The organism is Cupriavidus pinatubonensis (assembly GCF_019602855.1).
Classification (GTDB): Bacteria; Pseudomonadota; Gammaproteobacteria; order Burkholderiales; family Burkholderiaceae; genus Cupriavidus; species Cupriavidus pinatubonensis.
In genome coordinates this window covers 340278-364092 of the sequence record NZ_CP080767.1, presented here as the reverse complement: position 1 = coordinate 364092, position 23815 = coordinate 340278, and the positions used below count along the sequence as shown (strand labels likewise).

The following is a 23815-nucleotide window of genomic DNA, read 5'->3' as shown; positions in this document are numbered from 1 at the left end:
TCACCGGCCATTGCGCTGCGTGCGGCAAGCCCCACAAGGCGCATGCTTACTCCGGGCCGCCGACGATCACCGTGGCCATCGCGTTCGGGTGAACGTGGCGCTGGAACGCCGCCTGCACCTGCTGGCGCGTGACCTTGCCGACCTGGGCCGTCCACGTATCCAGATAGTCCAGCGGCAGCCCGTACCAGCCGATATTGGCCACGTTCGTCAGCAGCTTGCGGTTGCTGTCAATACGCAGCGGGAAGCCGTTGACGAGATTGTCCTTGGCCGCCTTGAGTTCGGCATCGGTCGGGCCTTCGGTGACGAAGCGGGTCAGCACCTGCCGCACCAGCGCCAGCGCTTCGTTGGTCTGCTCCTTCTTGGTCTGCAGGCTGATGCCGAACGGACCCGCCTGCTTGGAGGGCGCGAAATAGCTGTCCACACCGTAGGTGAGTCCGCGCTTCTCGCGCACTTCATCGGTCAGGCGCGAGCTGAAGCCCCCGCCGCCCAGCACGTAGTTGCCGACCAGCAGTGCGAAATAGTCGGGATCGCCGCGCGCCATCGACGGCTGGCCGGTCACCACCGCCGCCTGCTGGGCCGGATGCGGCACGCGCTGCTCGCTGGCCGGGATAGTCATCTGCACCTGCGGCATGGCCGGGGCCGCGCTGCCCGGCGGCAGGCCGCCGGTCAGCTTCTCGGCGATCGCCTCCGCCTGCTTGCGGTCGATCGCGCCGATCAATGTGACCACAGCGCGCGACGCACCGTAGTTGTCCCGCCAGAACTTGACGATGTCATCGCGCGAGATCGATTCCACCGACGCCTGCGTAGCCGACACGCCGTACGGATGGCCCGGGTACATCGCCTTGGCCAGCGCCTTGTCGGCGATCACGCCGGGCTTGGCATCGGCCTCGCGAATCGCGCTGATCAGGCGCTGCTTCTCGCGCCCGACAACCGCATCGGGATAGGTCGGTGCCTGAATCAGCTGCATGGCCAGCGCCACGGACTGGTCGAGCTCCGGCTGCGCGGTCAGCGTGCGCATGCCGATGCCGCCACGGTCGCCACCGGCCGCACCGCCGAAGACGGCGCCGGTATCGGCAAAGGCGTCGGCGATCTGCGCCTCATCGCGGGCCGGCTGCCCGTTGCGCGCGGCAGCACCCTTGTCGAGCAGTGCCGCCGCGAGCGTGGCGAGCCCGGCCTTGCCGGCCGGGTCATAGCGGCTGCCGGCGTCGAAATCGACGTTGATATCGAGCATCGGAATCGACGGGCTGTGCACGTAGAACACCTGCGCGCCGGTCGACGCGGTCCAGTGTTCGATCGGGATCGCAGCCAGCGCGCACTGCGTGGCCAGCAGCGCCAGCGCTCCCAGGGCCGCGCCCGCCAGCCGGCGCAGCGCGCGCGGTGAAGGAATCGTAATGTCGGACAGGGACATGCGTGGCTCCTCAGTGGCGCAGGCCTTCGGGGGCCTTGGCCTTGGGCTTGTTGGGATCGATCGGCTGCGGCAACAGCGTGGCCACGGTCAGGTTGTCGTCGGTGAAGTACTTCGCGGCCACAGCCTGGACCTGCGCCGGCGTGACTTCCTTGATCTTGTCGAGGATGCGGTCGATCTTGCGCCACGAGATATCGGAGATCTCTGCCACGCCGATCTCCATGCCTTGGCCGAACACGGAATCGCGCTTGTAGATCTGGCTGGCCACGACCTGCGCCTTGACGCGCTTGAGCTCTTCCGGCGAAACACCGTTCCTGGCAATGCGCTGGATTTCCTCGCGCAGCGCGGCCTCGATCTGCTCGGTGGTATGGCCGTCGGCCGGCGTGCCATCGAGCACAAACAGCGAATTGCCGCGGTTGATGCTGTCGTAGCCGACATTGACGTCGTCGGCCAGGCGCTGTTCGCGCACCAGTTCACGCGTCAGGCGCGCGTTGTCGTAACCGTTGAGCACCGCAGCCAGGACTTCGAGCGCATAGGGATCGACATCCTTCTCCACGTCGCGCAGGCGCGGCACCTTGTAGGCCATCACCATGTACGGGTTCTCGGCTGGCGCCTTGACCCAGACGCGCTTGATGCCCAGTTGCGGCGGGTCGATCTGCTCCTTGCGCAGCGGCAGCGGGCGCGGCTTGAGCTTGCCGTAGTAGCGCTCGGCCAAAGCGCGGACCTCGGCCGGATTGACGTCGCCGGTCACGATTACCGTGGCGTTGTTCGGGACGTACCAGCTCCGGTACCAGGACTGGACGTCTTCCAGGCGCATGTTGACGAGGTCGTCCATCCACCCGATTACCGGATGCCGGTAAGGTGCAGCGACATAGACGTTGGCCAGCAACTGCTCGTAGACCGTGCCACGCGCAGAGTCATCGGTGCGCAGGCGCCGCTCTTCCATCACTACCTTCATCTCGCGGTCGAACTCGCCCTTGTTGAAGATCAGGTTGGCCATACGGTCGGCTTCGAGCTCCATCATCTTCGGCAGGTATTGCTTGCCGATCTGCTGGTAATACAGCGTGAAGTCGCGGTTAGTCATGGCGTTTTCGCGGCCGCCCAGCGCGGCGACCTGCTTGGAGAATTCGCCCACGCCTACCTTGGGCGTGCCCTTGAACATCATGTGTTCGAGCATATGGGCGACGCCCGTGGTGCCACTGACTTCGTCGATACCGCCGACGCGGTACCAGATCTGGTGCGCCACCGTGGGCGCTCGGTGGTCTTCCTTGACGATCAGGCGTAGTCCATTGGACAGCTTGTACTCGGTGGTGCCCTGTGCCGTGGCGTCTACCGGAGCAGTCTGCCCGGATGGCATGGGGGAAGCGACAGTGCGCGGCGTTTGCGCGCCGGCAGTCCAGGGCAGCGCCGCCAGCAGCAGGACCGGCAGCAGGACCGGCAGCGCCCGCCGTGCCAGGCGTTCCAGGCGCGCCCGGCATTCGGCAGGGGCGGGAATGGGTTCAGGGCGGGTACCGCCCGTTCCGGTCACGACAGTGCAATGGTTCATGCAACCCCGTCTGTTAGAATTTTGCCGATCGATTCATGTGCCCATGAATCCGCTGTGTTACGAACTATACGCAATAGCGGCTACGCACCACAACGACAGGCTGATGGTGCGGCCGGATACTGCGTACGGCCCGGATGATTAACGCGCCGCCGGACGGCGGCCGATCCTGACGGGGTATTGACCCCTTTCCCCAATGTTTAGTTTCTGGAAGAAGCGCAAGGCCGAGCCAGCCCCTGCGCCGGCAGAACCGCCCGCCTCGGCCCCCATTGCGGTCCCCACGCCGGCTCCCGTGGACGCCCCTGCGGCCGTCCCCGTCGCCAGCCCCGATCCGTCGCCCGCCGAGGCTCCGTTGCCGCCTGCCGCGCCGGCCATCCCGGCTGCGGCAGCCGTGCCGGCCGCGGGGGACATGGAGTTGACCCTGGCCCCGGCCCAGACCGCTGAAGCCCGCCGCGGCTGGATGCAGCGCCTGCGCACCGGCCTGTCCAAGACCAGCCGTAATATCAGCACGCTGTTCGTCGGCATGAAGGTCGACGAGGCGCTGTTCGAAGAGCTCGAAACCGCGCTGCTGATGGCCGATGCCGGCGTCGAGGCGACCGAATACCTGCTCGGCGAGTTGCGCAAGCGTGTGCGCAGCGATCGCATCGAATCGGCCGAAGGCGTCAAGGCCGCGCTGCGCGACCTGCTGATCCAGCTGCTGCGCCCGCTGGAAAAGACCATGGAGCTGGGCCGCGAGCAGCCGCTCGTGATGATGATCGCGGGCGTCAATGGCGCCGGCAAGACCACCAGCATCGGCAAACTGTGCAAGCACTTCCAGCACTACGGTCAGTCCGTGCTGCTGGCAGCCGGCGACACCTTCCGCGCCGCTGCGCGCGAGCAACTCACCATCTGGGGCGAGCGCAACAACGTCACCGTGGTCGCGCAGGAAAGCGGCGATCCGGCTGCGGTAATCTTCGATGCAGTCAACGCGGCGCGCGCGCGCGGCATCGATATCGTGATGGCCGACACCGCCGGCCGCCTGCCGACGCAGCTCCACCTGATGGAAGAGCTCAAGAAGGTCAAGCGCGTGATCAGCAAGGCGATGCCCACGGCCCCGCACGAGGTCCTGCTGGTGATCGACGCCAACACCGGCCAGAACGCGCTGGCGCAGACACGTGCGTTCGATGACGCGCTTGGCCTGACCGGGCTGATCGTGACCAAGCTCGACGGCACGGCCAAGGGTGGCATCCTCGCGGCCATCGCGCGCCAGCGGCCGGTGCCGGTCTACTTCATCGGCGTCGGCGAGAAGGTGGAAGACCTGCAGCCGTTCAAGGCTGAGGAATTTGCCGACGCGCTGCTCGGTTGATGACATCGCCCGAAAGAAAAAAACGCCCCGGCAAACCCGGGGCGTTTTTCATGGGCACTTTCCGCGCGCATCACTCCGCGTCAGGCTGTTCCTTCGGCTGGGCCTTCTGGAACGCCGGCAGTTCCATGCACGCTTCCTGGATCCGCGCGATGGTCGGGTAGCGGCTCACGTCGATATTGAAGCGCTGCGCGTTGAACACCTGCGGCACCAGGCAGATATCGGCCAGCGTCGGCGTATCGCCGAAGCAGAAGCGGCCGGCCTTGCCCTGGCGTTCCAGATTGGCTTCGAACGAGGCGAAGCCCAGTTCGATCCAGTGGCGATACCACGCGTCCTTCGCCTCGTCGGCGACGCCCAGCGTGCGCTTGACGTACTTCAGCACGCGCAGGTTGTTCAGCGGATGGATCTCGCACGCGACCTCCAGCGCAAGGCCGCGCACGTAGGCGCGGTCGAGTGCATTGCCGGGCAGCAGCTTCGGTTCTGGATGGATCTCATCCAGATACTCGATCATGGCCACGGACTGCTGCAGCACGTTGCCATCGTCGAGCACCAGCGCCGGCACGAGTCCGTCAGGATTCACCGCGCGGAACTCGGGCAGCAACTGCTGGCCACCGTCCTTGAGCAGGTGCACGGGCACGTACTCGTACGGCAGGCCCTTCAGCTCCAGCGCGATACGCACGCGATAGGACGCCGAGCTGCGGAAATAGCTGTAGAGCTTCATCGGTTCAGACCACTTTGATGGTCAGGTCGCCCACGCCGCCGACATGGCACTGCATGACGTCGCCCTTGACTACCGGGCCCACGCCTTCGGGCGTGCCGCTGAAGATCAGGTCGCCCGGCTGCAGTTCGAACAGCTTCGACAGGTACGACACCATCTCCGGCACCGACCAGATCAGGTCGGACAGGTCGCCGCGCTGCTTCTCGGCGCCGTTGACGGACAGCGTGACCTCGCCCTTTTCCGGATGGCCGATGGCCGACACCGGCACGATCGGGCCGATCGGCGCCGAGCGGTCGAACGCCTTGCCGGTCTCCCAGGGGCGGCCGGTCTTCTTCGATTCGTTCTGCAGGTCGCGGCGCGTCATATCGAGGCCCACGGCGTAGCCGAACACGTGGCTGGCTGCCTGCTCGACCGAAATGTCCTTGCCGCCCTTGCCGATCGCCACGACCAGTTCCACCTCATAGTGGACGTTGCTGGTGCCCGGCGGATATGGGAAGGTGCCCTCGGTGCCGTCCGCCACGTAGCTGACCGCGTCCGACGGCTTGCAGAAGAAGAACGGCGGCTCGCGATCGGGGTCCGAGCCCATTTCGCGGGCATGGGCGGCATAGTTGCGGCCGACGCAATACACGCGGCGCACCGGGAAGCTAGCGTTGCTGCCGCGCACGGGCACGCCAACGGGTGCCGGCGGGGCAAAAACGAATTCGGTCATGCATCTCTCCAGGCTTGTTCTGATATTCCTGCGCACAGGCGACCAGTGTCGCCAGCAGACACCGCCCGGGCGCAGCAGGGCAACAGCATACACCTGCCCGCCAGCCTGCGTACGACGGCATACAGTGATTATGGGTAAGCCCCGATGCGCAAGCCGGCGTGACGGATTGACCGCCCGGCGCGGATCTTGCATAACGCGGGGCAACCCACGACAAGTCATGACTCGCCGCCACCCGCCCCCTTCTTCCAGCCTGCCTCCACAGGGCGCCGCGCCAGCCAACCGCACGCTGCGCATCCTGCTGGTGCGCGACCCACACGATGCTGATCCGCTCAATGTGGAAACCATCCGCGCGGGCCTGGTCAGCACCGGCTTTACGGACATCGAGACCGTCGACGCCGACCTGCGCCTACCCGATGTCATCACGGCCAGGCAGCCGGATCTGATCATCATCGCGTCCGAGTCCGCCGCGCGCGATACCGTCGAGCATGTTTGCGTGTCCACGCAGCACGCGCCGCGCCCGATCGTGCTGTTCACCGACAATGACGACGCCCGGCGCATCAAGGCCGCGCTGTCGGCCGGCATCACGGCCTATATCGTCGACGGCCTACGCGCCGAGCGCGTGAAGACCGTGCTCGATGTCGCCTATGCGCGCTTCGAAATTGACCAGCAGCTTCGCGCCGAACTCGACGCGACCCGTCTGAAGCTGGCTGAGCGAAAGGTGATGGAGCGCGCCAAGGGCCTGCTGATGCAGGCGCGAGGCATCACCGAGGACGAGGCCTACAAGCGCCTGCGCAGCATGGCCATGGAACGCGGCATCAAGCTCGTGGATGCCGCCCAGCGCGTGATCGACGTGATGGGCTGAGCATCCGCAACCGGTGCCTGCGTGGCACGGGGCTGGTGCAATGCACAATTCTGGCGCTGCTCCCTGATCGGGGCGCTTTCCCCCGGCCCGGCCTGCGCGGCCGGCAGATATCGCTCGTCCGCGAAGTCCTCTTTTTCCTGCGTTGAGTGCTGGCACAGCCATTGCGTTATCGATGCGTCGGCCAACGAGGGCCGATCACAATTCAGGCGGGCATGGCCAACGCGGGCCGCGCCACGCCACGGACAACGGCGTCCTGAACCGCCCCCGTCTTCTGGCGAAACGGGCTGCGGATCGGGACGCCTTTTTTCTTGGAGCCCAGCAATGCCCTCTCGCCTCAGGATTGCCAAACCGCTGCCCGCCGCAGTCGACACCACCCTCGCCGCTCCCGATGCGGCGCCGGCGAGCAGCGGCCGCCGCCGCGCACTCGCCTCGATCGCCGGGGCCAGCGTGATGACGCTGGTCGATCCGCTGGTGCGTGCCGGGGCGTGGGCGGCGGGGTCGGATGCGCCCGAGAAACCCGAGGTACGCATCGGCTTCATCCCGCTGACGGACTGCGCGTCGGTCGTCATGGCGGCCGCGCTCGGGTTCGACAAGAAGTACGGCATCAAGATCACGCCGAGCAAGGAAGCGTCCTGGGCCGGCGTGCGCGACAAGCTCGTCAATGGCGAACTCGACGCGGCGCATGTGCTGTACGGCCTGATCTATGGCGTGCAGCTCGGTATCGGCGGCCCGAAGAAGGACATGGCCGTGCTGATGAGCCTGAACCACAACGGACAGGCCATCACGCTGTCGTCGAAGCTGGCCGAGAAAGGCGCGAAGGACGGCGCCAGCCTGAAGGCGCTGATGAGCAAGGAAAAGCGTGAATACACGTTCGCGCAGACCTTCCCGACCGGCACGCACGCGATGTGGCTGTACTACTGGCTGGCGGCCAACGGCATCAATCCGATGCAGGACGCCAAGGCGATCACCGTGCCGCCGCCGCAGATGGTCGCCAATATGCGCGTGGGCAATATGGACGGCTTCTGCGTGGGCGAGCCCTGGGGCGCGCGCGCGATTGCCGACAAGATCGGCTTCACGGTGGAAACGACGCAGGCGATCTGGAAGGACCATCCCGAGAAGACGCTCGGCACCACCGCCGAATTCGTGCAGAAGTACCCGAACACCGCGCGCGCCATGGTGGCGGCGGTGCTGGAGGCATCGAAATTCATCGACGCCTCGGCGTCGAACCGCCGCAAGACGGCCGAGACCATCGCCGCCAAGTCCTACGTCAACACCGACATGGACATCATCCTGGACCGCATGCTGGGCCGCTACAGCAATGGCCTGGGCAAGACGTGGGATGACCCCGACTCGATGAAGTTCTACCAGGACGGTTCGGCCAACTTCCCGTTCCTGTCGGACGGCATGTGGTTCCTGACGCAGCACAAGCGCTGGGGCCTGCTCAAGGAGCATCCCGATTATCTGGGCGTGGCGAAGCAGGTCAACCGCATCGACATCTACAAGCAGGCCGCCACGGCAGCGCAAGTGCCGCTGCCCAAGAGCGACTTCCGCACCGCGAAGCTGATCGACGGCGTGGTGTGGGATGCCACCCGGGACCCGAAGGCCTACGCCGACGGCTTCAAGATCAAGGCCTGATGCGCAGGCTGCCGCCATTGTTTCGGATTGCCCCTGATTTAAGGAGCCAGACGTGAATGCCATCGCCAGACCCGCGCCGGAAGGCGCTACCGGCCTGAAGGCCGACCCCGATGCCGGCGAACGCGCGCGGCGACGTGCGCTGGAAATCGAAGCGCAGGCCCGCCGTGCCGAACGGCGCGATGTACTGCGCGGGGTCGTGCTGAGAGGCGTACCGCCGCTGCTGGGCTTCGCGCTGTTCGTGCTGGCGTGGCACGGCATCGCCACGATGATCCCCGCCATTCCCACTCCGGGCGCCACCTGGAACGCCGCTGTGCCGCTCTTCGCCGATCCGTTCTACCGCAATGGCCCCAATGACCAGGGCGTCGGCTGGAACGTGCTGGCATCGCTTGCTCGCGTCGGCGCCGGCTTCGGGCTCGCGGCGCTGATCGGCATCCCGGCGGGCTTCATCCTCGGACGCTTCGCCTTCCTGAACGCGATGGCGTCGCCCGTGATCAGCCTGCTGCGGCCGGTTTCGCCGCTGGCATGGCTGCCGATCGGGCTGCTGCTATTCAAGGCTGCAAACCCGGCCGCGATCTGGGCCATCTTCATCTGCTCGATCTGGCCGATGGTGATCAACACCGCGGTCGGCGTCACCCGTGTGCCACAGGACTACCTGAACGTGGCGCGCGTGCTCGACCTGTCGGAATGGAAGGTATTCACGCGCGTGCTGTTCCCCGCCGTGCTGCCCTACATGCTGACCGGCGTGCGGCTGTCGATCGGCACTGCATGGCTCGTAATCGTGGCCGCGGAGATGCTGACCGGCGGCACCGGCATCGGCTTCTGGCTGTGGGACGAATGGAACAACCTGAAGGTCGAGCACATCGTCATTGCGATCTTCGTAATCGGCATCATCGGCCTGCTGCTGGAACATGCGCTGCTGGCGCTGGCCCGGCGCTTCAACTACGGCAACAACTGACTGCCCCGCGCGCCAACCCAACCGGACATCGCCATGGAAAAGTTCGTCAGCATCGAAAACGTCGGGCAGACCTTCAAGACACGCAAGGGGCCGTTCGTGGCGCTGCGCGACATCAACCTGCAGATCGCACAGGGAGAGTTCATCACGCTGATCGGCCATTCGGGCTGCGGCAAGTCCACGCTGCTGAACCTGATCGCCGGGCTTGCCACGCCGACTACCGGGGCGCTCATCTGCGCGGGCCGGGAAATCGCGGGCCCCGGTCCCGAGCGCGCCGTGGTGTTCCAGAATCACTCGCTGCTGCCGTGGATGACCTGCTTCGATAACGTCCATCTGGGCGTGGAGCGCGTCTTTGGCGGCAGCGAGAGCAAGGCGCAACTGAAGGCACGCACACATGACACGCTGGCGCTGGTGGGCCTGACCCACGCGGAAGGCAAGTATCCGCACGAGATCTCGGGCGGCATGAAGCAGCGCGTCGGCATTGCGCGCGCGCTCGCCATGGCACCCAAGGTGCTGTTGATGGATGAACCGTTCGGCGCGCTCGACGCGCTCACGCGCGCGCACCTGCAGGATGCGCTGCTGAAGATTGTCGAACAGACCCGCAGCACCGTGGTCATGGTCACGCACGACGTGGACGAGGCCGTGCTGCTGGCCGACCGCATCGTGATGATGACCAACGGCCCGGCGGCGACGATCGGCGAGATCCTCAGCGTTGGCCTGCCGCGACCACGCGACCGCGTGGCGCTGGCCGAGGACAAGGGCTACCATGCGTGCCGCACGGCGGTGCTCGACTTCCTCTACCGCAAGCAGCGCAACCCCGCGTTGCAGGAAGCGGCCTGAACGGCCACCGAACGCCCGCCCGTCATGGGCGTGGCGGCGGTGCTCCGCTATCATGAAGCGGAATCCCATCCCCACACAACACGCCCATGACCACTTCCTCCGCCACTCCCGCCGCGGACGCCTTCCCCGCGGCCCGCTACATCAAGGAAATCGGCCGCGGCGTGAACGGCGCCCGTGCGCTGCCGCGCGAAGACGCGCAGACCCTGTTCGACGCCATGCTGGCCGGCCGCGTGTCGGACCTGGAACTGGGTGCGGTGCTGATGGCGTATCGCATCAAGGGCGAGGCGCCGCACGAACTGGCCGGCATGCTCGAAGCCGCGCACGCGCACTGCCGCCCGCTGGCCGCACCGGGAGATCGCCAGGTCGTGGTCGTCCCGAGCTACAACGGCGCGCGCAAGCAGCCCAATTTGGTACCACTCCTGGCTCTGTTGCTCGCGCGCGAGAATGTGCCGGTGCTGGTGCATGGTTCCCGCACATTCCAGGGCCGCGTGACGAGCATGACCTTGTTCGAGGCGCTCGGCGTGCCGCTGTGTGCATCCACGGACGAAGCCGCTGTGCGCCTGCGCGATGGCGAAGGCGCCCATGGGCCGCTGGCCGTGGTGCCCGTGGACGTGCTGTCGCCGGGACTGTCGCAGTTGCTGGACCGGCGCAATGTCATCGGCCTGCGCAATTCCTCGCACACGGTGGCCAAGATGCTGCAGCCGGTGGGTTCGCACTCGCCAGCCGAGGCGCTGCGCCTGTACAGCTACACGCACCCCGAATACCGCGAGACGCTGACCGACTATTTCTCGCACGAGCCTGCCAATGTGCTGCTGGCGCGTGGCACCGAAGGCGAGGTAGTGGCCGATGCACGCCGCAGCAGCCGCATCGACTGGCTGCACGACGGGCACCAGCAGACCCTTGTCGATCCGACCAGCGGCTCGATCGCAGACGTGCCCGAACTGCCGCAGGGCAGCGACGTGGCCGAAACGGCCGCGTGGACGCGCAAGGTGCTGGACGGCGCCGTGCCCGTGCCGCCGCCGATCGCCACCCAGGTGCGCGCCATTCAGGAATGCCTGCAGCAAGGCACGCGCGTCGCCTGGGCAAGCCCGCTCTGAGCGGCGCCAGTCCGTCCGCTGCTCAGGATTTGCGCTGGGGCAGCGGAATGCGCTCCGTTTCGCCGGGAACGTGGGGAAACTGGTCGTCCTCCCAGCGCTGCGAAGCGGCTTCGATAGCCTCTTTACTGCTGGCCACGAAGTTCCAGAAGATGAATCGGTGGCCGTCTGTGGGATCGCCGCCGAGCAGCATCACGCGCGATGGCGCCGTGGCGGTCAACGTCACCGCCTGACCGGGCGTCAGCACGACCAGATGCTCGGAGGGCAAGGTTTCGCCGTCGAGCGCCACGCTGCCGTCGACCGGGTAGACGCCCCGCTCGGCATGCTCGGCGGGAATCTCCAGGGTCGCGCCGGCGTCCATCTCGATCGCTACGTACAGCGTGCGGCTGAACACCGTGACCGGCGAAGTCTTGCCAAAGGCATCTCCGGCAATCACCGTCATGCGCACCCCCGGCTGTTCAATCTTCGGCAGCATGGCGCCCGGATGATGGAAGAACGAGGGCGCGACAGTTTCGTGGTCCTTGGGCAGCGCCACCCAGGTCTGGATACCGTGCAGTCTTGCGCCGGCTTCGCGCACGGCGTCGGGCGAGCGTTCGGAGTGCACAATGCCGTTGCCGGCCGTCATCCAGTTCACGTCACCGGGCCGGATCACCTGCTCGCTGCCGAGACTGTCGCGGTGCATGATCTCGCCTTCGAACAGATAGGTGACCGTGGCCAGTCCGATATGCGGATGCGGGCGCACATCGGCGCCCTTCCCCGGCGGCATCGCCACGGGTCCCATGTGATCAAAGAAGATGAACGGGCCGATGGTCTGGGTCGCCGCTGCCGGCAGAAGGCGACGCACAGTGAAATCGCCCAGGTCCCGCACATGGGGCTTGAGCAAGTGTTCGATGGCAGACATAGGTTCTCCGGTTTGTAGGGGCTTTATTGGCCGTGGCGTGCGCCAGCACTGCCAGTGTAGCGGGTGGTGCAACACAGTATCCCGCCAGGCGGTGCGAACCGAGGCGTGTCGAGGCCCTCTAATTGAGGATATCCAAGCCGCCGATATGCAGGGTAAGTGCCTTAGCGGGACAAAACGCTATCCGAATATATATGATGATCATCAGGAACTATCGACGGCTTCGGGACTCCAATTAGCACTCACCCGGCTTGAGTGCTAAGATGTGTTGCAATGCCGTGCCCTCCCACCGGAGCGGCGCGCCGGCAACCGAACGCCGGATGCGAAAGGAGCTACTGAGTGAACGCAGTCTTGTCTGCCGACCAAACCCTGATGAACAGCCGTCTGCCGACGGCGCCCAAGCAGGCCGGAAGCTTTGCATTGACCTTCCCGGCCACTGTGGGCAACCTGGAAAGCTATATCCAGGCCGTCCATCGCATTCCTATGCTCACCGCAGAGGAAGAGCAACGCCTCGCGCGCGAATTGCGCGAAGATGATTCCGTCGATGCCGCACGCCAGCTGGTGATGTCCCACCTGCGCCTGGTGGTGTCGATCGCACGCCAGTACCTCGGGTACGGCCTCCCGCATGCCGACCTGATTCAGGAAGGCAATATCGGACTGATGAAGGCCGTGAAGCGCTTCGACCCGAATCAGGGCGTGCGCCTGGTGTCGTATGCGATGCACTGGATCAAGGCCGAGATCCACGAGTACGTGCTGAAGAACTGGCGCATGGTCAAGGTGGCGACCACCAAGGCCCAGCGCAAGCTGTTCTTCAACCTGCGCAGCCACAAACAGGGTTCCCATACCTTCACGCCGGAGCAGATCGAAGCCGTTGCGCGCGATCTCAACGTCAAGCCGGAAGAGGTGATGGAGATGGAAACCCGCATGTCGGGTGGCGATCTCGCGTTGGAAGGCCAGGTTGATGACGGCGAGGAGGAATTCGCGCCGATCGCCTATCTGGCGGACAACCACAACGAGCCCACGCGCGTGTTGGAAGCCAAGCGCCAGGACCGTATGCAGGTCGAGGGGCTCGAAGAGGCGCTGGCGCGACTGGATGAGCGCAGCCGCCGGATTATCGAGGCACGCTGGCTCAACGTTGAGGATGACGGCTCGGGCGGTGCGACGCTGCACGAACTGGCTGACGAATTCGGTGTGTCGGCCGAGCGTATTCGCCAGATCGAGGTAGCGGCGATGAAGAAGATGAAGGGGGCGTTGCAGGCGTTTGCCTGACCCCCGGCGCTAGCGAGGCGCCATGCAAAAGGCCGGTCCAGTGGACCGGCCTTTTTTCATTGCCGTGCCGTCTCTCAGGACAGCAACTGCTTGATATCGTGGGCGATGGGCTCTGGTCCCTGGCCGTGACGAATGAACAGCCGCAGATGCCCTTCCGGGTCGAACACGTAGCTGCCAGCCGAGTGATCCATGGTGTAGTTGTTGGGCGACGTACCCGGTACCTTGGCGTAGTAGACCTTGAAGTCCTTCGCCACCTTCTGCAACGCAGCCTCATCGGCCGGTCGCATGCCCAGGAAACGCGGATCAAACGCCGGCACGTACTGCGCCAACAGCGCCTGGGTATCCCGCTCCGGATCCACCGTCACGAACAACACCTGCACCTTGTCCGCATCCGGCCCAAGCTGCTCCATGACCGCCTTCAACTCCGCCATGGTGGTCGGGCAGACATCCGGGCAATGGGTGTAGCCGAAGAACATCACGACAACCTTGCCCTTGAAGTCCGAAATCGTCCGGACCTTGCCGTTGTGGTCGATCAGCGAGAAATCCTTGCCGAAATCGGCCCCGCCGCTGATGTCGACGTTCCGGAAAGACGCCTTCTGTTGTCCGCAGGCTGCCAGGGCGAGGGCGAGGAATGCGAGCGCGGCAAAGCGGCGGAATGAGGCGAAGAGCCCGTGGGGCTGGCTTGGCTTGGTCATGGGAAATCGGAAGTCGAGGGGCGCCGGCAAATCCGAGGCGCCGCGATGGCGAGGGCAGCACACAGTATCGCCCATTCGTGCTGTGCGGCACCGCGGCCGCGACAAGATGCCGCAGGCCGCGAAGCTCCAGACCGCTCAGATCTGGGGCACGAACTTGAAGTAGTGATCGATCAGCAGCGCCGCGAACAGCAGCGACAGGTAGAGGATCGAGAAGCGGAAGGCGCGTTGGGCCAGCTGGTCCGAGTAGTTGCGGTACATCGTCCACGAATACTTCAGGAACCAGGCGCCGAGCACCAGTGCGCTGGCCAGGTAGATGTAGCCGCTCATGCCGTAGACGAACGGCAGCAGCGTCGCGGCGATCATCACCAGCGTGTACAGCAGGATGTTGAGCAGCGTGTACTTTTCGCCGTGCGTGATCGGCAGCATCGGCAGCCCGGACTTGGCGTAGTCGGCGCGGCGGTACAGCGCGAGCGCCCAGAAATGCGGCGGCGTCCAGGTGAAGATGATCAGCACCAGGAACCACGCTTCGGCAGGTACGTCGTTGGCAACAGCCGCCCAGCCCAGCGCCGGCGGCATGGCGCCCGACAGGCCTCCGATGACGATGTTCTGCGGCGTGGCCGGCTTGAGCAGAATGGTGTAGACGACCGCGTAGCCGAGGAATGTGGCGAAGGTCAGCCACATCGTCAGGTCGTTGGCAAACACGTGCAGCAGCCACATGCCGGCGCCACCGAGGACGGCCGAGAAGATCAGCGTCTGCGTGGTGGTGATCTCGCCGGTGGCTGACGGCCGCCAGGCGGTACGGCGCATCAGCGCGTCGATCTTCTGCTCGACGAGGCAATTGATCGCGAACGCGGCCCCGGCCAGCAGCCAGATGCCGGCGCCGCCGCCGATCAGCACGCGCCACGGCACCATGCCGGGCGTAGCCAGGAACATGCCGATGATGGCGCAGAACACCGCGAGCTGCGTCACGCGCGGCTTGGTCAGGGCGGCATACTGGCGGGCCAGGTGACGAACCCGGCCCACGGGATGGGAGTGTGTTGCGGTTACCACGGGAGGGAGTTTGTCTTTCATGTGGCGCGAGCGGCGGTCGGCACGCTGGAGGCAGCGCCGGCGGGTCGGGTCGCGAGCCCTATATTGTAGTTGAGACGTACCAACAGCAGCAGGAGCACCGCCGCGCCGCCGTTGTGGGCGACGGCGGCGACCAATGGCCAGTCCAGCACGATATTCGACAGCCCGGTCGCGAGTTGCAGCGCCAGCGCGGCCAGCAGCCAGCGCGACGCGCTGGCCAGCCCTTCGAGCCGGCGCGCACGCATGCCGAACCACGCGAGGTAGCCCAGCACCACCACGGCGAAGCAGCGGTGCACCCAGTGGATCGCCACTAGCGCCGCATGCGGGATGTAGTCGCCGTCAGCAGTCATGCCGAGCTGGCGCCACAGCGTGAAGCCGTGCACGAAGTCCATCTCGGGCACGACCTTGCCGTTGCACAGCGGGAAATCCGTACATGCCAGCACCGCGTAGTTGGTGCTGACCCAGCCCCCGAGGAAGATCTGGATCACCAGCAGCAGCAGCGCCGCGCGCGCGGGCCAGCGCAGCGCGCCAGCCTCGGGTGCGACAAGATGCCGCGGATCATTGCGCGAGCCAAGCCAGATCAGTGCCGCCAGCAGGCTCATGCCGAGCAGCAGGTGCGTGACGACGATGATCGGCTGCAGCTTCATCGTCACCGTGAATGCGCCGAACGCGCCCTGCACGCACACGAGCAGCAGCACGCCCGTGGCGAACCACGGCGATTGCTTCAACTCCTTGCGCTTGACCCACGCCAGCACCATCAGTGTGATGATCAGCACGCCCACGGCCATCGCGAAATAGCGGTGGATCATCTCGATCCAGGCCTTGGCGAGCGTTACCGGGCCGCTGGGCAGCGCGGTTTCGGCCGCGCGAATTGGCTCCACGGCCGAATGCGGGTTGGAGTGGCCATAGCAGCCCGGCCAGTCCGGGCAGCCGAGACCGGAATCGGTCAGCCGCGTAAAGCTGCCGAACATGATCAGGTCGAGCGTCAGGAACGCGGTGATCCAGACCAGCTTGCGATACTTGTTGCGGTCGCCGCGGACCAGCACGTACGAGATTGGGAACAGCGCGATCAGGATGCCAATGATGCCGAGTTGGAGCAGCATGCGTGTCGTCCCTCAGCCGATCCGCGAAACCCGGAGCAGCTTCTTGAGGTCGCCGCTCATCTTCTTGGGATCGGGGTCTTTCGGGAAACGCATCATCAGGTTGCCGAGCGGATCGACCAGGAAGATGGTGTCCTCGATGCCGCTGCCCTCGGCCGCCGGCAGCCACTGGCGCGCGACGTCGGGCGGGATGCGCAGGAAACGCACGCCGGCATAGGGCTCGTTGTAGGCCGCGCTCAGGCGCTCATCGACCGCGCCTTCGTCCGTGATCAACCAGACCGGCACGATACGCTCGCGGTCCTGACCCTGCCCTGCGCGGATCTGGCGAATGGTGAACAGCTTCTTCGCGCAGGCTTCGTCGCAGGCCGACGGATCGGCGGTCACCAGCAGCCACTTGCCGCGGAAGCTTTCGAGCGGAACCGCCTCAGCGCGCTCGTTGGCGACGCGCACAGGAGGCATCGGGCGCTGCGGATCGATCAGCGCGCCGTAGTTGGTGGCGCCGCCGGTTGGCTTGAATACGTAGTAGGTCAGGTAGGACGCGATCACCGGCGATGCGCACACCAGCAGCAGCAGCAGCATCTGAAGGCGGCCGCGGCGCGTGCGCGCGTCGATGCGCGAGTCCGGCGGAGATGCCGTGCCGGCCGGGGCCGGGGCGGAGTCTTGGTGTGGCATGCGTACGTCTGTCGTTCGTTTGTCGTGGCGCCCGCACGGAGGCGTACGCCGATGTTTATGGCCAGCTGGCCGTTACGGTTGTCCTGCACCGGCAAGCCGCCGCGCACGGCGCCAGCCCAGCACGATCACCAGCACCAGTGTGAGCGCGGCCAGGCCGAACCACTGGAAGGCGTAGCCGTAATGCCGGTCGGCACCCAGGTCGGCCGGTGCCCAATCTCGCGCGAGGCCGTCGCCAGTGTCGGTGCGCTGCTCGATCACGAGCGGCTGCAATGTCACGCCCAGTTCGGCCGCATAAGCAGGCAGGTCGACGTTCTGGCGAATCCGTTTGCCGGCTTCCGCGCTGGCTGCCTGGCCGAGGCTATAGACCTTCGGCACCGCGGCAAGTGCCGTGCCTTCGATCGTCACCTCGCCGGCCGGCGTCGTAAATGGCGCGATGCGCGTCCGGTCCTGGGCATCGCGCGGCAGCCAGCCGCGCAGGATCAGCACACTGCGGGCAGCGCTGCCGTCACTCCGGATCACCAGCGGCGTCAGCACCAGGAAGCCGGCGCGGCTGTCGGTGCCATTGCCGTGGGGGCGATTATCCAACAAGACGGTCCGGTCCGCTTCGAAACGGCCTGTCACGCGCACGGTACGGTCGGTGAGATTGGCCTGCACCGGTGCCGTGGTCAGTGTCACCGGCGCTTGCGCGGCAAGCTCCTGCAGTCGTGCGGCGCGCGCGATCTTTTCATGTGCGCGGTTGAGCTGCCAGTTGCCGAGCGCGCAGGTCACTGCGATCACGATGGCGGCCGCGACGATCGGCACGGGGCTCAGGGCACGCCACGGCTTCATCGCGCGACTCCAGCCGGGCAATACAGCGCCTTGCCGGCGATGCGATAATGACACTTTCCGCCCACGAGCCCGCGGCACGCACACGTAGTGCACGTATTGCGGCCAGCCTGCCCCGCCATGCGCTTTGTCATCATCGTCGCTTTCCTCCTGATCATCGGCAGCCTGGCCTCGGCCCTGTTCTTCATGATGCGCGACCGCGGCAGGACGCCGAACATGATGCGCTCGCTGATGTTCCGCGTCGGCTTCTCGGTGGCGCTGTTCCTGTTCATCCTGTTTTCGCACTGGATGGGCTGGATCCACAGCACCGGCATCCGCATGAATCCGTAGGGTCCGGAATCCCCAAAAAACAAGCGCCGCAGGGTGGTCATCCTCCTGCGGCGCTTCTGTTTTGCGGTTCCGCGGCGGGAGGCGCTCAGGCCTTCCGCCGGGTACGACAAGTTGCTGCTTACAGCCAGTACACCACGATGTAGAGGAACAGCCACACCACGTCAACGAAGTGCCAGTACCAGGCGGCGCCTTCGAACGCGAAGTGATGATCGGGGGTGAAGTGGCCCTTGAGCACGCGGATCAGCACCACGGTCAGCATGATCGCGCCCATGGTCACGTGGAAGCCGTGGAAGCCCGTCAGCAGGAAGAACGTGGAACCGTAGACGCCCGAGGTGAGCTTGAGGTTCAGTTCCGAGTAGGCATGCATGTACTCGTAAGCCTGGAAGCACATGAAGACCGCGCCGAGCAGGATGGTCAGCACCAGGCCCTGGATCACCTGGCTGCGCTTGCCGGCCAGCAGCGCGTGGTGCGCCCAGGTCAGCGTCACGCCCGACATCAGCAGCAGTGCCGTGTTGATGGTGGGGATCGGCCACGGGCCCATGGTCTGGAAGCTCTCGACCACGCCGGCCGGGCCGCTATTGGGCCATACGGCGGCAAAGTCGGGCCACAGGATCTTGTTGTCGAGGTCGCCAAGCCACGGCATGGCGATGGTGCGGGCGTAGAACAGCGCGCCGAAGAACGCGGCGAAGAACATCACTTCGGAGAAGATGAACCAGCCCATCGACCAGCGGAACGACAGGTCGATGTTCTTGCCGTACATGCCCCCTTCGGATTCGCCGATGGCGTCGCTGAACCAGCTCTTGAGCACGAACAGGAACCACAGCAGGCCGAAGCCGCACAGGTACGGCGCCCAGTGCTGCCCGTTCACCCAGCCGGCTGCGCCGGCACCGGTCATCAGCAGGCCGAAGCTTGCCGTGATCGGGTGGCGCGACGGTCCCGGTACGAAGTAGTACGGAGCGTTTGCGCGATTCGCACTCATTCTTTTATCTCCAGCTCAGAGTCTTGGTTCAATCGTTATCGGCACATCCGGCAGCCTTCCCTCCCAGGCTGCCGTTGGCACTGCTTTTCTGTCTACCCTACTTCCTGCCCTGCTACGCCGCGGCCGAACTGACCACGACGCGTACGATCGTAATGAGGATCGCGATGAATACCGCCGCCGCGATCACCCCGGCAATGACCACATGCACGGGATTCAGCTTCGCCATGTCGCTCTCGTGCGCCGCGCCCTTGCGCAGGCCGATGAACGACCACAGCACCGCGCGCATGGTCTGCCCGAAAGACATCTTGCGTTTGACCGCGTCCTTCAGTTCATCCACCGCCGTCTCCTCTGTCCTGCCTCAACCTGCGTTCAACCTGTCCTCAGCTACCGTTGCCGGGCCGGCTGTCCAGCTCGCCCTGCGGTGCCTGCGCCACCGGCGCACCCACTTCGAAGAACGTGTACGACAGCGTGATGTTCTTCACATCCTTCGGCAGCTTCGGGTCGATCACGAACACCACCGGCATCTCGCGCGCTTCCTTGGCCTTGAGCGTCTGCTGCTTGAAGCAGAAGCACTCGAGCTTCTTGAAGTACTCGGTGGCTTGCTTGGGCGCATAGCTCGGGATCGCCTGCGCGGAAATATCGCGCGGTTGCCCGTTGGCCACTTCGTAGACGATCGTCGCCATCTCGCCGGGATGCACTTCCATGCTGTTCTTCACCGGACGGAACGCAAACGGGCCGCGCGCGTTCGAATCGAACTCCACCGTGATGGTGCGGCTCGTGTCGACCTGCGTGTTCTTGAGCGATCCGCCGTACAGCTCGCGCGTGGTCACCACGTTCAGCCCGGTGAGATCGCAGATCTTCTTGTACAGCGGTACCAGCGCGTAGCCGAACCCGAACATCACGCCGACGATCACGATCAGCCGCAGCATCATGCCGCGGTTGAACCGCTTGTCGGCTTCGTGGTTCTGGCTCTGCCCGTTCTGATCGACGCTCATCCCGCTACCCCGCAGCTTCAGCCAAGGAAAACCATCTTGGCGAAGAACCCCAGAAAGAAAACCACCACGATCGAAAACAGGATCAGCCCCAGGCGCCGGTTGGCGGCTTTCTGGTCAGTTTGCGATGGGTTTTTTTGTGGAGCCTGCATCTTGTGTTACCTGCCGGCCCGGGAGACGGCGTTGCGTCTCCCGAAGCCTTGTTGCGACTAGTGCTTAGCGAACTTGCGGCGGCACTTCAAAGGTGTGGAACGGCGCCGGCGACGGCACGGTCCACTCCAGGCCCTCGGCACCTTCCCAGGGCTTGTCCGCGGCCTTCTCGCCGCCACGGTAGGACGGCAGCACCACGAAGAAGAAGAAGTACACCTGCATCAGGCCGAAGCCCAGTGCCCCGATCGACGCGATCGCGTTGAAGTCCGCGAACTGGGTCGGGTAGTCGGCGTAGCGACGCGGCATGCCGGCCAGACCCAGGAAGTGCATCGGGAAGAAGGTAACGTTGAAGAAGATGATCGAGCCCCAGAAATGGATCTGGCCGCGGGTTTCGTTGTACATGAAACCGCTCCACTTCGGACCCCAGTAGTAGAAGCCCGCAAACAGCGCGAACAGCGAGCCGGCCACCAGCACATAGTGGAAGTGCGCCACGATGAAGTAGGTGTCCTGCAGCTGGATGTCGATCGGCGCCACGGCCGGCATCAGGCCGGTGAAGCCGCCGATGGTGAACACGAAGATGAAGCCGATCGAGAACAGCATCGGGGTCTCGAAAGTCATCGAGCCGCGCCACATCGTCGCGATCCAGTTGAAGATCTTCACGGCCGTCGGCACCGCGATCAGCATGGTCGCGTACATGAAGAACAGCTGGCCCGTCACCGGCATGCCCGTCGTGAACATGTGGTGCGCCCATACGATGAACGACAGGATGGCGATCGAAGCAGTCGCGTACACCATCGAGCTGTAGCCGAACAGGCGCTTGCGGGCAAACGCCGGCACGACCTGCGAGATGATCCCGAAAGCCGGCAGGATCATGATGTACACCTCGGGGTGGCCGAAGAACCAGAAGATGTGCTGGTACATCACCGGGTCACCGCCGCCGGCAGCCGAGAAGAAGCTCGTGCCGAAGTGGCGATCAGTCAGCACCATGGTGATGGCGCCGGCCAGCACGGGCATCACGGCGATCAGCAGGTAGGCGGTGATCAGCCACGTCCAGCAGAACATCGGCATCTTCATCAGCGTCATGCCCGGGGCGCGCATGTTGAGGATGGTCACGATGATGTTGATCGAGCCCATGATCGACGACGCGCCCATGATGTGCATGGCGAAGATGGCCATGTCCATGCCCGGACCCATTTGCACCGACAGCGGCGCGTACAGCGTCCAGCCGGCGGCGGTGGCGCCGCCCGGTGCGAAGAACGAACCGGCTAGCAGCAGCGCGGCCGGCGGCATCAGCCAGAAGCTGAAGTTGTTCATGCGCGCGAACGCCATGTCGGACGCGCCGATCTGCAGCGGGATCATCCAGTTCGCGAAACCCACGAAGGCCGGCATGATCGCACCGAACACCATGATCAGGCCATGCATGGTTGTGAACTGGTTGAACAGCTCGGGGCGGAAGAACTGCAGGCCCGGCTCGAACAGCTCCAGGCGGATCAGCAGTGCCAGCAAGCCGCCCGACAACAGCATGATGAACGCGAACAGCAGGTACAGCGTGCCGATGTCCTTGTGGTTGGTGGCGAACAACCAGCGGCGCCAGCCATGCGGGTGATCATGCGCGTGGTCGTCGTGCGCGTGATCGTGCGGATGGCCGATTGCGTCGGGGGTAGCAGTACTCATCGCAAATGCTCCTCTAATCCTGTCCTGTCTTCAGCCGGTCAGCCTGCGGTGCGGTCGCCCGCGATGCTGGCCTGCTTGCTGCCCTGGTCTTTGGCGGGCTTCGCGTCCGCCTTCGGTGCGTCGCCGCCTGCAGCGCCGCCGCCCTCGGGGAACTTGCCGGCGCGGGCATTCACGAAATCGCTGGGCTGGATCACTTCGCCGGTCTTGTTGCTCCAGCTGTTGCGCACATAGGTCATCGCTGCAGCCAGCTCCGTATCGGACAGCTGCTTCCACGACGGCATGGCGTTCTTGCCTTCCAGCATGATGTGCATCTGGCCGGCCTTCGGGCCATTCACGATCTTCGAGCCGTCCAGCGCCGGGAACGCGCCGCCGCCCTTGCCGTTCGGCTGGTGGCAGACCGCGCAGTTGGCGGTGTAGACCTTCTCGCCGCGCGCCTTCATTTCGTCGAGCGTCCAGGTCTTGTTCGGATCATCGGCCTTGGCGGCCATTTCCTTCTTCTTGCCGTCGACCCACTTGGTGTAGTCGGCGTCGGACACCACGCGCACGACGATCGGCATGAACGCGTGTTCCTTGCCGCAAAGCTCGGCGCACTGGCCGCGGTACACGCCGATCTTCTCGGCCTTGAACCACGTGTCGCGCACGAAGCCGGGGATCGCATCCTGCTTGACGCCGAATGCCGGAATCATCCACGCGTGGATCACGTCATTGGCGGTCGTGACGATGCGCACCTTCTTGTTGACCGGTACCACGAGCTCGTTGTCGACTTCCATCAGGTAGGTGTTCGACTTCGGCGCTTCGTTGTTGATCTGTTCGCGCGGCGTGGTCAGCGTGGAAACGAAGGAGATGCCTTCGCCCTCGCCCTTCAGGTAGTCGTAGCCCCACTTCCACTGGTAGCCAGTGGCCTTGATGGTGACGTCGGAGTTGGTGGTGTCCTTCATGGCCACCACGGTCTTGGTGGCGGGCAGGGCCATGGCGATCACGATCAGGAACGGGACGATGGTCCAGACCACTTCGACCGTGATGCTTTCGTGGAAGGAAGCAGGCTTCGCACCCTTGGCCTTGCGGTGCGTGAACACGGAATAGAACATCACGCCGAACACGGCAACGAAGATCACCGTGCAGATGATCAACATCATCCAGTTCAGCCAGTGAATCTGTTCGGCGATCTTCGTGACCGGCTCGGTCAGGTTCAGCTGACGCACGGCGGGACCGCCGGGCATGTCACTGACCGCCAGGGCCGCCTGGCTGGCAAGCAGGGATGCGCTCGCCAGACAAACTGCGGATGCCTTCTTCCACATTTTCATTTGTTATCTACCCAATTTACAGATCCAAATCTGTCCCCGCATCCGCCCCCGCCACCTCTCAGAGGCGGCGCAGGGCCGCTGCGAGCTCCTGGGCGAACTTGCGCCGCTTGTGCGGGTCCAGATAGCACCCCACCTGCACAACGCGCTTGCCCGAACGCAGAGTCACCAGCGCGCGGAACGATTCCCCCAGTTCGACCCGCACCCACTGCGGGTTGAATTCATGGCGCGTCAACCGCTGCGCACTGGCTGTCTCCACGACCAGCACGCCATCGTTGATGCTGACACGCTCATAGTCCGTCGCATGACGCGCATACACAAGCAGAGCAATCCCCAGTCCGAGCAGGTCCAGGCCGGCAAATGGCAGCACGAGCCAAGACCCTTGCACCGCGAAAAACAACGCGATAGCAAGCGAGACAGTGAAGATCGAGAGGTAAAACCAGCCGACCTGGCGTGGAGAGAGCGAGCAATTTCGCTTCATCAGCCAGTCGTGGGGCGCGGGGGGAGGTCCGTCGAGATTTCCGCCGGAGTCACCACTTGCCGTCTGGAATGCGATACCCAAGTCTTGCATCGCCAACCACTCTGCATCGGATGCACACCCGGGACGATTGCGCCCTGAGTGCACCGTGCGAGTGCAACTCCAGGACGTTCTTGTGCCAGGGGACCACTGCGACAAACTGGCGCATTATAGGGCGCTTCGCATACACGGACAAGGCCGCACATTGACCAAAGCGCTTGCGCGGCGTAGGGATTTATGCTTAA

Annotated in this window: 25 protein-coding genes; 8 read left to right on the top strand and 17 right to left on the bottom strand. The window is 65.0% G+C overall.

The genetic code is table 11. The features are described from left to right. Window positions 1-46: 46 nt before the first annotated feature. On the bottom strand, window positions 47-1408 hold the full coding sequence (locus K2O51_RS14155) for a M16 family metallopeptidase (protein ID WP_011296526.1): 1362 nt from the start codon (window positions 1406-1408) through the stop codon (window positions 47-49). A gap of 10 nt (window positions 1409-1418) precedes the next feature. Then, window positions 1419-2951, bottom strand: a complete 1533-nt coding sequence (locus K2O51_RS14150; RefSeq protein ID WP_220631245.1) for a M16 family metallopeptidase — start codon at window positions 2949-2951, stop codon at window positions 1419-1421. Between the two features lie 193 nt (window positions 2952-3144). On the opposite strand from K2O51_RS14150, the gene ftsY reads away from it, so the two are divergent. Beyond that, window positions 3145-4293, top strand: a complete 1149-nt coding sequence (gene ftsY, locus K2O51_RS14145; RefSeq protein WP_140949322.1) for a signal recognition particle-docking protein FtsY — start codon at window positions 3145-3147, stop codon at window positions 4291-4293. 70 nt (window positions 4294-4363) lie between these two features. Here the strand turns inward: ftsY and maiA are convergent, their stop codons facing one another. Continuing rightward, complete coding sequence (gene maiA, locus K2O51_RS14140) at window positions 4364-5011, bottom strand: maleylacetoacetate isomerase (RefSeq protein WP_011296523.1); 648 nt, start codon at window positions 5009-5011, stop codon at window positions 4364-4366. A 4-nt stretch (window positions 5012-5015) separates the two neighbouring features. Next, window positions 5016-5717, bottom strand: coding sequence for a fumarylacetoacetate hydrolase family protein (locus K2O51_RS14135; RefSeq protein ID WP_011296522.1), 702 nt, complete (start codon window positions 5715-5717; stop codon window positions 5016-5018). Window positions 5718-5934: 217 nt separating this feature from the next. On the opposite strand from K2O51_RS14135, the gene K2O51_RS14130 reads away from it, so the two are divergent. From K2O51_RS14130 to ybiB, 5 genes are all read left to right on the top strand, one after another. Beyond that, entirely contained in the window at window positions 5935-6579 is a 645-nt protein-coding gene (locus K2O51_RS14130) for an ANTAR domain-containing response regulator (RefSeq protein WP_220631244.1), read from the top strand. Window positions 6580-6900: 321 nt separating this feature from the next. Beyond that, on the top strand, window positions 6901-8214 hold the full coding sequence (locus K2O51_RS14125; protein WP_011296520.1) for a CmpA/NrtA family ABC transporter substrate-binding protein: 1314 nt from the start codon (window positions 6901-6903) through the stop codon (window positions 8212-8214). A gap of 52 nt (window positions 8215-8266) precedes the next feature. Continuing rightward, a complete protein-coding gene (gene ntrB / locus K2O51_RS14120) occupies window positions 8267-9169 on the top strand; it encodes a nitrate ABC transporter permease (RefSeq protein ID WP_011296519.1) in 903 nt (300 codons plus the stop codon). Window positions 9170-9202: 33 nt separating this feature from the next. Continuing rightward, window positions 9203-10006, top strand: coding sequence for an ABC transporter ATP-binding protein (locus tag K2O51_RS14115; RefSeq protein WP_011296518.1), 804 nt, complete (start codon window positions 9203-9205; stop codon window positions 10004-10006). Between the two features lie 86 nt (window positions 10007-10092). Continuing rightward, complete coding sequence (gene ybiB / locus K2O51_RS14110; RefSeq protein ID WP_220631243.1) at window positions 10093-11103, top strand: DNA-binding protein YbiB; 1011 nt, start codon at window positions 10093-10095, stop codon at window positions 11101-11103. A gap of 22 nt (window positions 11104-11125) precedes the next feature. On the opposite strand, the gene K2O51_RS14105 is transcribed toward ybiB, so the two are convergent. Further along, window positions 11126-12001, bottom strand: coding sequence for a pirin family protein (locus tag K2O51_RS14105; protein WP_220631242.1), 876 nt, complete (start codon window positions 11999-12001; stop codon window positions 11126-11128). Between the two features lie 336 nt (window positions 12002-12337). Between K2O51_RS14105 and rpoH the strand changes: the two genes are divergently transcribed. Beyond that, the gene (gene rpoH / locus K2O51_RS14100) at window positions 12338-13267 is read left to right on the top strand and encodes an RNA polymerase sigma factor RpoH (RefSeq protein ID WP_011296515.1); all 930 of its coding nucleotides are present in this window, start codon (window positions 12338-12340) and stop codon (window positions 13265-13267) included. A gap of 74 nt (window positions 13268-13341) precedes the next feature. Here rpoH and K2O51_RS14095 read toward each other — a convergent pair whose 3' ends face one another. The 5 genes from K2O51_RS14095 to K2O51_RS14075 all read right to left on the bottom strand — a co-directional run bounded on the left by K2O51_RS14095 (window position 13342) and on the right by K2O51_RS14075 (window position 17630). Further along, window positions 13342-13962, bottom strand: a complete 621-nt coding sequence (locus K2O51_RS14095; RefSeq protein ID WP_041679454.1) for an SCO family protein — start codon at window positions 13960-13962, stop codon at window positions 13342-13344. A 135-nt stretch (window positions 13963-14097) separates the two neighbouring features. Further along, window positions 14098-15033 carry a heme o synthase gene (cyoE, locus tag K2O51_RS14090; protein WP_011296513.1) on the bottom strand — a complete coding sequence of 312 codons (936 nt, stop codon included), beginning with the start codon at window positions 15031-15033 and terminating at the stop codon, window positions 14098-14100. Next, entirely contained in the window at window positions 15030-16133 is a 1104-nt protein-coding gene (locus K2O51_RS14085; RefSeq protein WP_220631241.1) for a COX15/CtaA family protein, read from the bottom strand. The genes cyoE and K2O51_RS14085 overlap by 4 nt, the downstream gene beginning before the upstream one ends. A gap of 12 nt (window positions 16134-16145) precedes the next feature. After that, complete coding sequence (locus K2O51_RS14080; RefSeq protein ID WP_011296511.1) at window positions 16146-16802, bottom strand: SCO family protein; 657 nt, start codon at window positions 16800-16802, stop codon at window positions 16146-16148. Between the two features lie 72 nt (window positions 16803-16874). Continuing rightward, complete coding sequence (locus K2O51_RS14075; protein ID WP_011296510.1) at window positions 16875-17630, bottom strand: SURF1 family protein; 756 nt, start codon at window positions 17628-17630, stop codon at window positions 16875-16877. Window positions 17631-17747: 117 nt separating this feature from the next. On the opposite strand from K2O51_RS14075, the gene K2O51_RS14070 reads away from it, so the two are divergent. After that, complete coding sequence (locus tag K2O51_RS14070; RefSeq protein WP_011296509.1) at window positions 17748-17957, top strand: twin transmembrane helix small protein; 210 nt, start codon at window positions 17748-17750, stop codon at window positions 17955-17957. Between the two features lie 118 nt (window positions 17958-18075). Here the strand turns inward: K2O51_RS14070 and K2O51_RS14065 are convergent, their stop codons facing one another. The 7 genes from K2O51_RS14065 to K2O51_RS14035 all read right to left on the bottom strand — a co-directional run bounded on the left by K2O51_RS14065 (window position 18076) and on the right by K2O51_RS14035 (window position 23624). Then, window positions 18076-18936: a cytochrome c oxidase subunit 3 gene (locus K2O51_RS14065; protein ID WP_011296508.1), complete on the bottom strand. Its 861-nt coding sequence runs from the start codon at window positions 18934-18936 to the stop codon at window positions 18076-18078. A gap of 112 nt (window positions 18937-19048) precedes the next feature. Next, complete coding sequence (locus K2O51_RS14060) at window positions 19049-19273, bottom strand: DUF2970 domain-containing protein (protein WP_011296507.1); 225 nt, start codon at window positions 19271-19273, stop codon at window positions 19049-19051. A 43-nt stretch (window positions 19274-19316) separates the two neighbouring features. Then, on the bottom strand, window positions 19317-19931 hold the full coding sequence (locus K2O51_RS14055; protein WP_011296506.1) for a cytochrome c oxidase assembly protein: 615 nt from the start codon (window positions 19929-19931) through the stop codon (window positions 19317-19319). Between the two features lie 17 nt (window positions 19932-19948). Then, on the bottom strand, window positions 19949-20080 hold the full coding sequence (locus K2O51_RS14050) for a cytochrome oxidase small assembly protein (RefSeq protein ID WP_219916587.1): 132 nt from the start codon (window positions 20078-20080) through the stop codon (window positions 19949-19951). A gap of 64 nt (window positions 20081-20144) precedes the next feature. Then, window positions 20145-21752 (bottom strand): cytochrome c oxidase subunit I, encoded by a 1608-nt coding sequence (gene ctaD, locus K2O51_RS14045; protein WP_220631240.1) that lies wholly within the window; start codon window positions 21750-21752, stop codon window positions 20145-20147. Between the two features lie 38 nt (window positions 21753-21790). Next, window positions 21791-23056 carry a cytochrome c oxidase subunit II gene (gene coxB, locus K2O51_RS14040; protein WP_011296504.1) on the bottom strand — a complete coding sequence of 422 codons (1266 nt, stop codon included), beginning with the start codon at window positions 23054-23056 and terminating at the stop codon, window positions 21791-21793. Window positions 23057-23114: 58 nt separating this feature from the next. Continuing rightward, entirely contained in the window at window positions 23115-23624 is a 510-nt protein-coding gene (locus K2O51_RS14035) for a DUF2244 domain-containing protein (RefSeq protein WP_011296503.1), read from the bottom strand. Window positions 23625-23815 lie beyond the last annotated feature (191 nt).

What these genes read in the sequence shown, in the direction of transcription:
- K2O51_RS14155 (WP_011296526.1), bottom strand. Translation starts at nt 1,408, where the DNA reads ATGTCCCTGTCCGACATTACGATTCCTTCACCGCGCGCGCTGCGCCGG.
- K2O51_RS14150 (WP_220631245.1), bottom strand. Translation starts at nt 2,951, where the DNA reads ATGAACCATTGCACTGTCGTGACCGGAACGGGCGGTACCCGCCCTGAA.
- ftsY (WP_140949322.1), top strand. Translation starts at nt 3,145, where the DNA reads ATGTTTAGTTTCTGGAAGAAGCGCAAGGCCGAGCCAGCCCCTGCGCCG.
- maiA (WP_011296523.1), bottom strand. Translation starts at nt 5,011, where the DNA reads ATGAAGCTCTACAGCTATTTCCGCAGCTCGGCGTCCTATCGCGTGCGT.
- K2O51_RS14135 (WP_011296522.1), bottom strand. Translation starts at nt 5,717, where the DNA reads ATGACCGAATTCGTTTTTGCCCCGCCGGCACCCGTTGGCGTGCCCGTG.
- K2O51_RS14130 (WP_220631244.1), top strand. Translation starts at nt 5,935, where the DNA reads ATGACTCGCCGCCACCCGCCCCCTTCTTCCAGCCTGCCTCCACAGGGC.
- K2O51_RS14125 (WP_011296520.1), top strand. Translation starts at nt 6,901, where the DNA reads ATGCCCTCTCGCCTCAGGATTGCCAAACCGCTGCCCGCCGCAGTCGAC.
- K2O51_RS14115 (WP_011296518.1), top strand. Translation starts at nt 9,203, where the DNA reads ATGGAAAAGTTCGTCAGCATCGAAAACGTCGGGCAGACCTTCAAGACA.
- ybiB (WP_220631243.1), top strand. Translation starts at nt 10,093, where the DNA reads ATGACCACTTCCTCCGCCACTCCCGCCGCGGACGCCTTCCCCGCGGCC.
- K2O51_RS14105 (WP_220631242.1), bottom strand. Translation starts at nt 12,001, where the DNA reads ATGTCTGCCATCGAACACTTGCTCAAGCCCCATGTGCGGGACCTGGGC.
- K2O51_RS14095 (WP_041679454.1), bottom strand. Translation starts at nt 13,962, where the DNA reads ATGACCAAGCCAAGCCAGCCCCACGGGCTCTTCGCCTCATTCCGCCGC.
- cyoE (WP_011296513.1), bottom strand. Translation starts at nt 15,033, where the DNA reads ATGAAAGACAAACTCCCTCCCGTGGTAACCGCAACACACTCCCATCCC.
- K2O51_RS14085 (WP_220631241.1), bottom strand. Translation starts at nt 16,133, where the DNA reads ATGCTGCTCCAACTCGGCATCATTGGCATCCTGATCGCGCTGTTCCCA.
- K2O51_RS14080 (WP_011296511.1), bottom strand. Translation starts at nt 16,802, where the DNA reads ATGCCACACCAAGACTCCGCCCCGGCCCCGGCCGGCACGGCATCTCCG.
- K2O51_RS14075 (WP_011296510.1), bottom strand. Translation starts at nt 17,630, where the DNA reads ATGAAGCCGTGGCGTGCCCTGAGCCCCGTGCCGATCGTCGCGGCCGCC.
- K2O51_RS14070 (WP_011296509.1), top strand. Translation starts at nt 17,748, where the DNA reads ATGCGCTTTGTCATCATCGTCGCTTTCCTCCTGATCATCGGCAGCCTG.
- K2O51_RS14065 (WP_011296508.1), bottom strand. Translation starts at nt 18,936, where the DNA reads ATGAGTGCGAATCGCGCAAACGCTCCGTACTACTTCGTACCGGGACCG.
- K2O51_RS14055 (WP_011296506.1), bottom strand. Translation starts at nt 19,931, where the DNA reads ATGAGCGTCGATCAGAACGGGCAGAGCCAGAACCACGAAGCCGACAAG.
- K2O51_RS14050 (WP_219916587.1), bottom strand. Translation starts at nt 20,080, where the DNA reads ATGCAGGCTCCACAAAAAAACCCATCGCAAACTGACCAGAAAGCCGCC.
- ctaD (WP_220631240.1), bottom strand. Translation starts at nt 21,752, where the DNA reads ATGAGTACTGCTACCCCCGACGCAATCGGCCATCCGCACGATCACGCG.
- coxB (WP_011296504.1), bottom strand. Translation starts at nt 23,056, where the DNA reads ATGAAAATGTGGAAGAAGGCATCCGCAGTTTGTCTGGCGAGCGCATCC.
- K2O51_RS14035 (WP_011296503.1), bottom strand. Translation starts at nt 23,624, where the DNA reads ATGCAAGACTTGGGTATCGCATTCCAGACGGCAAGTGGTGACTCCGGC.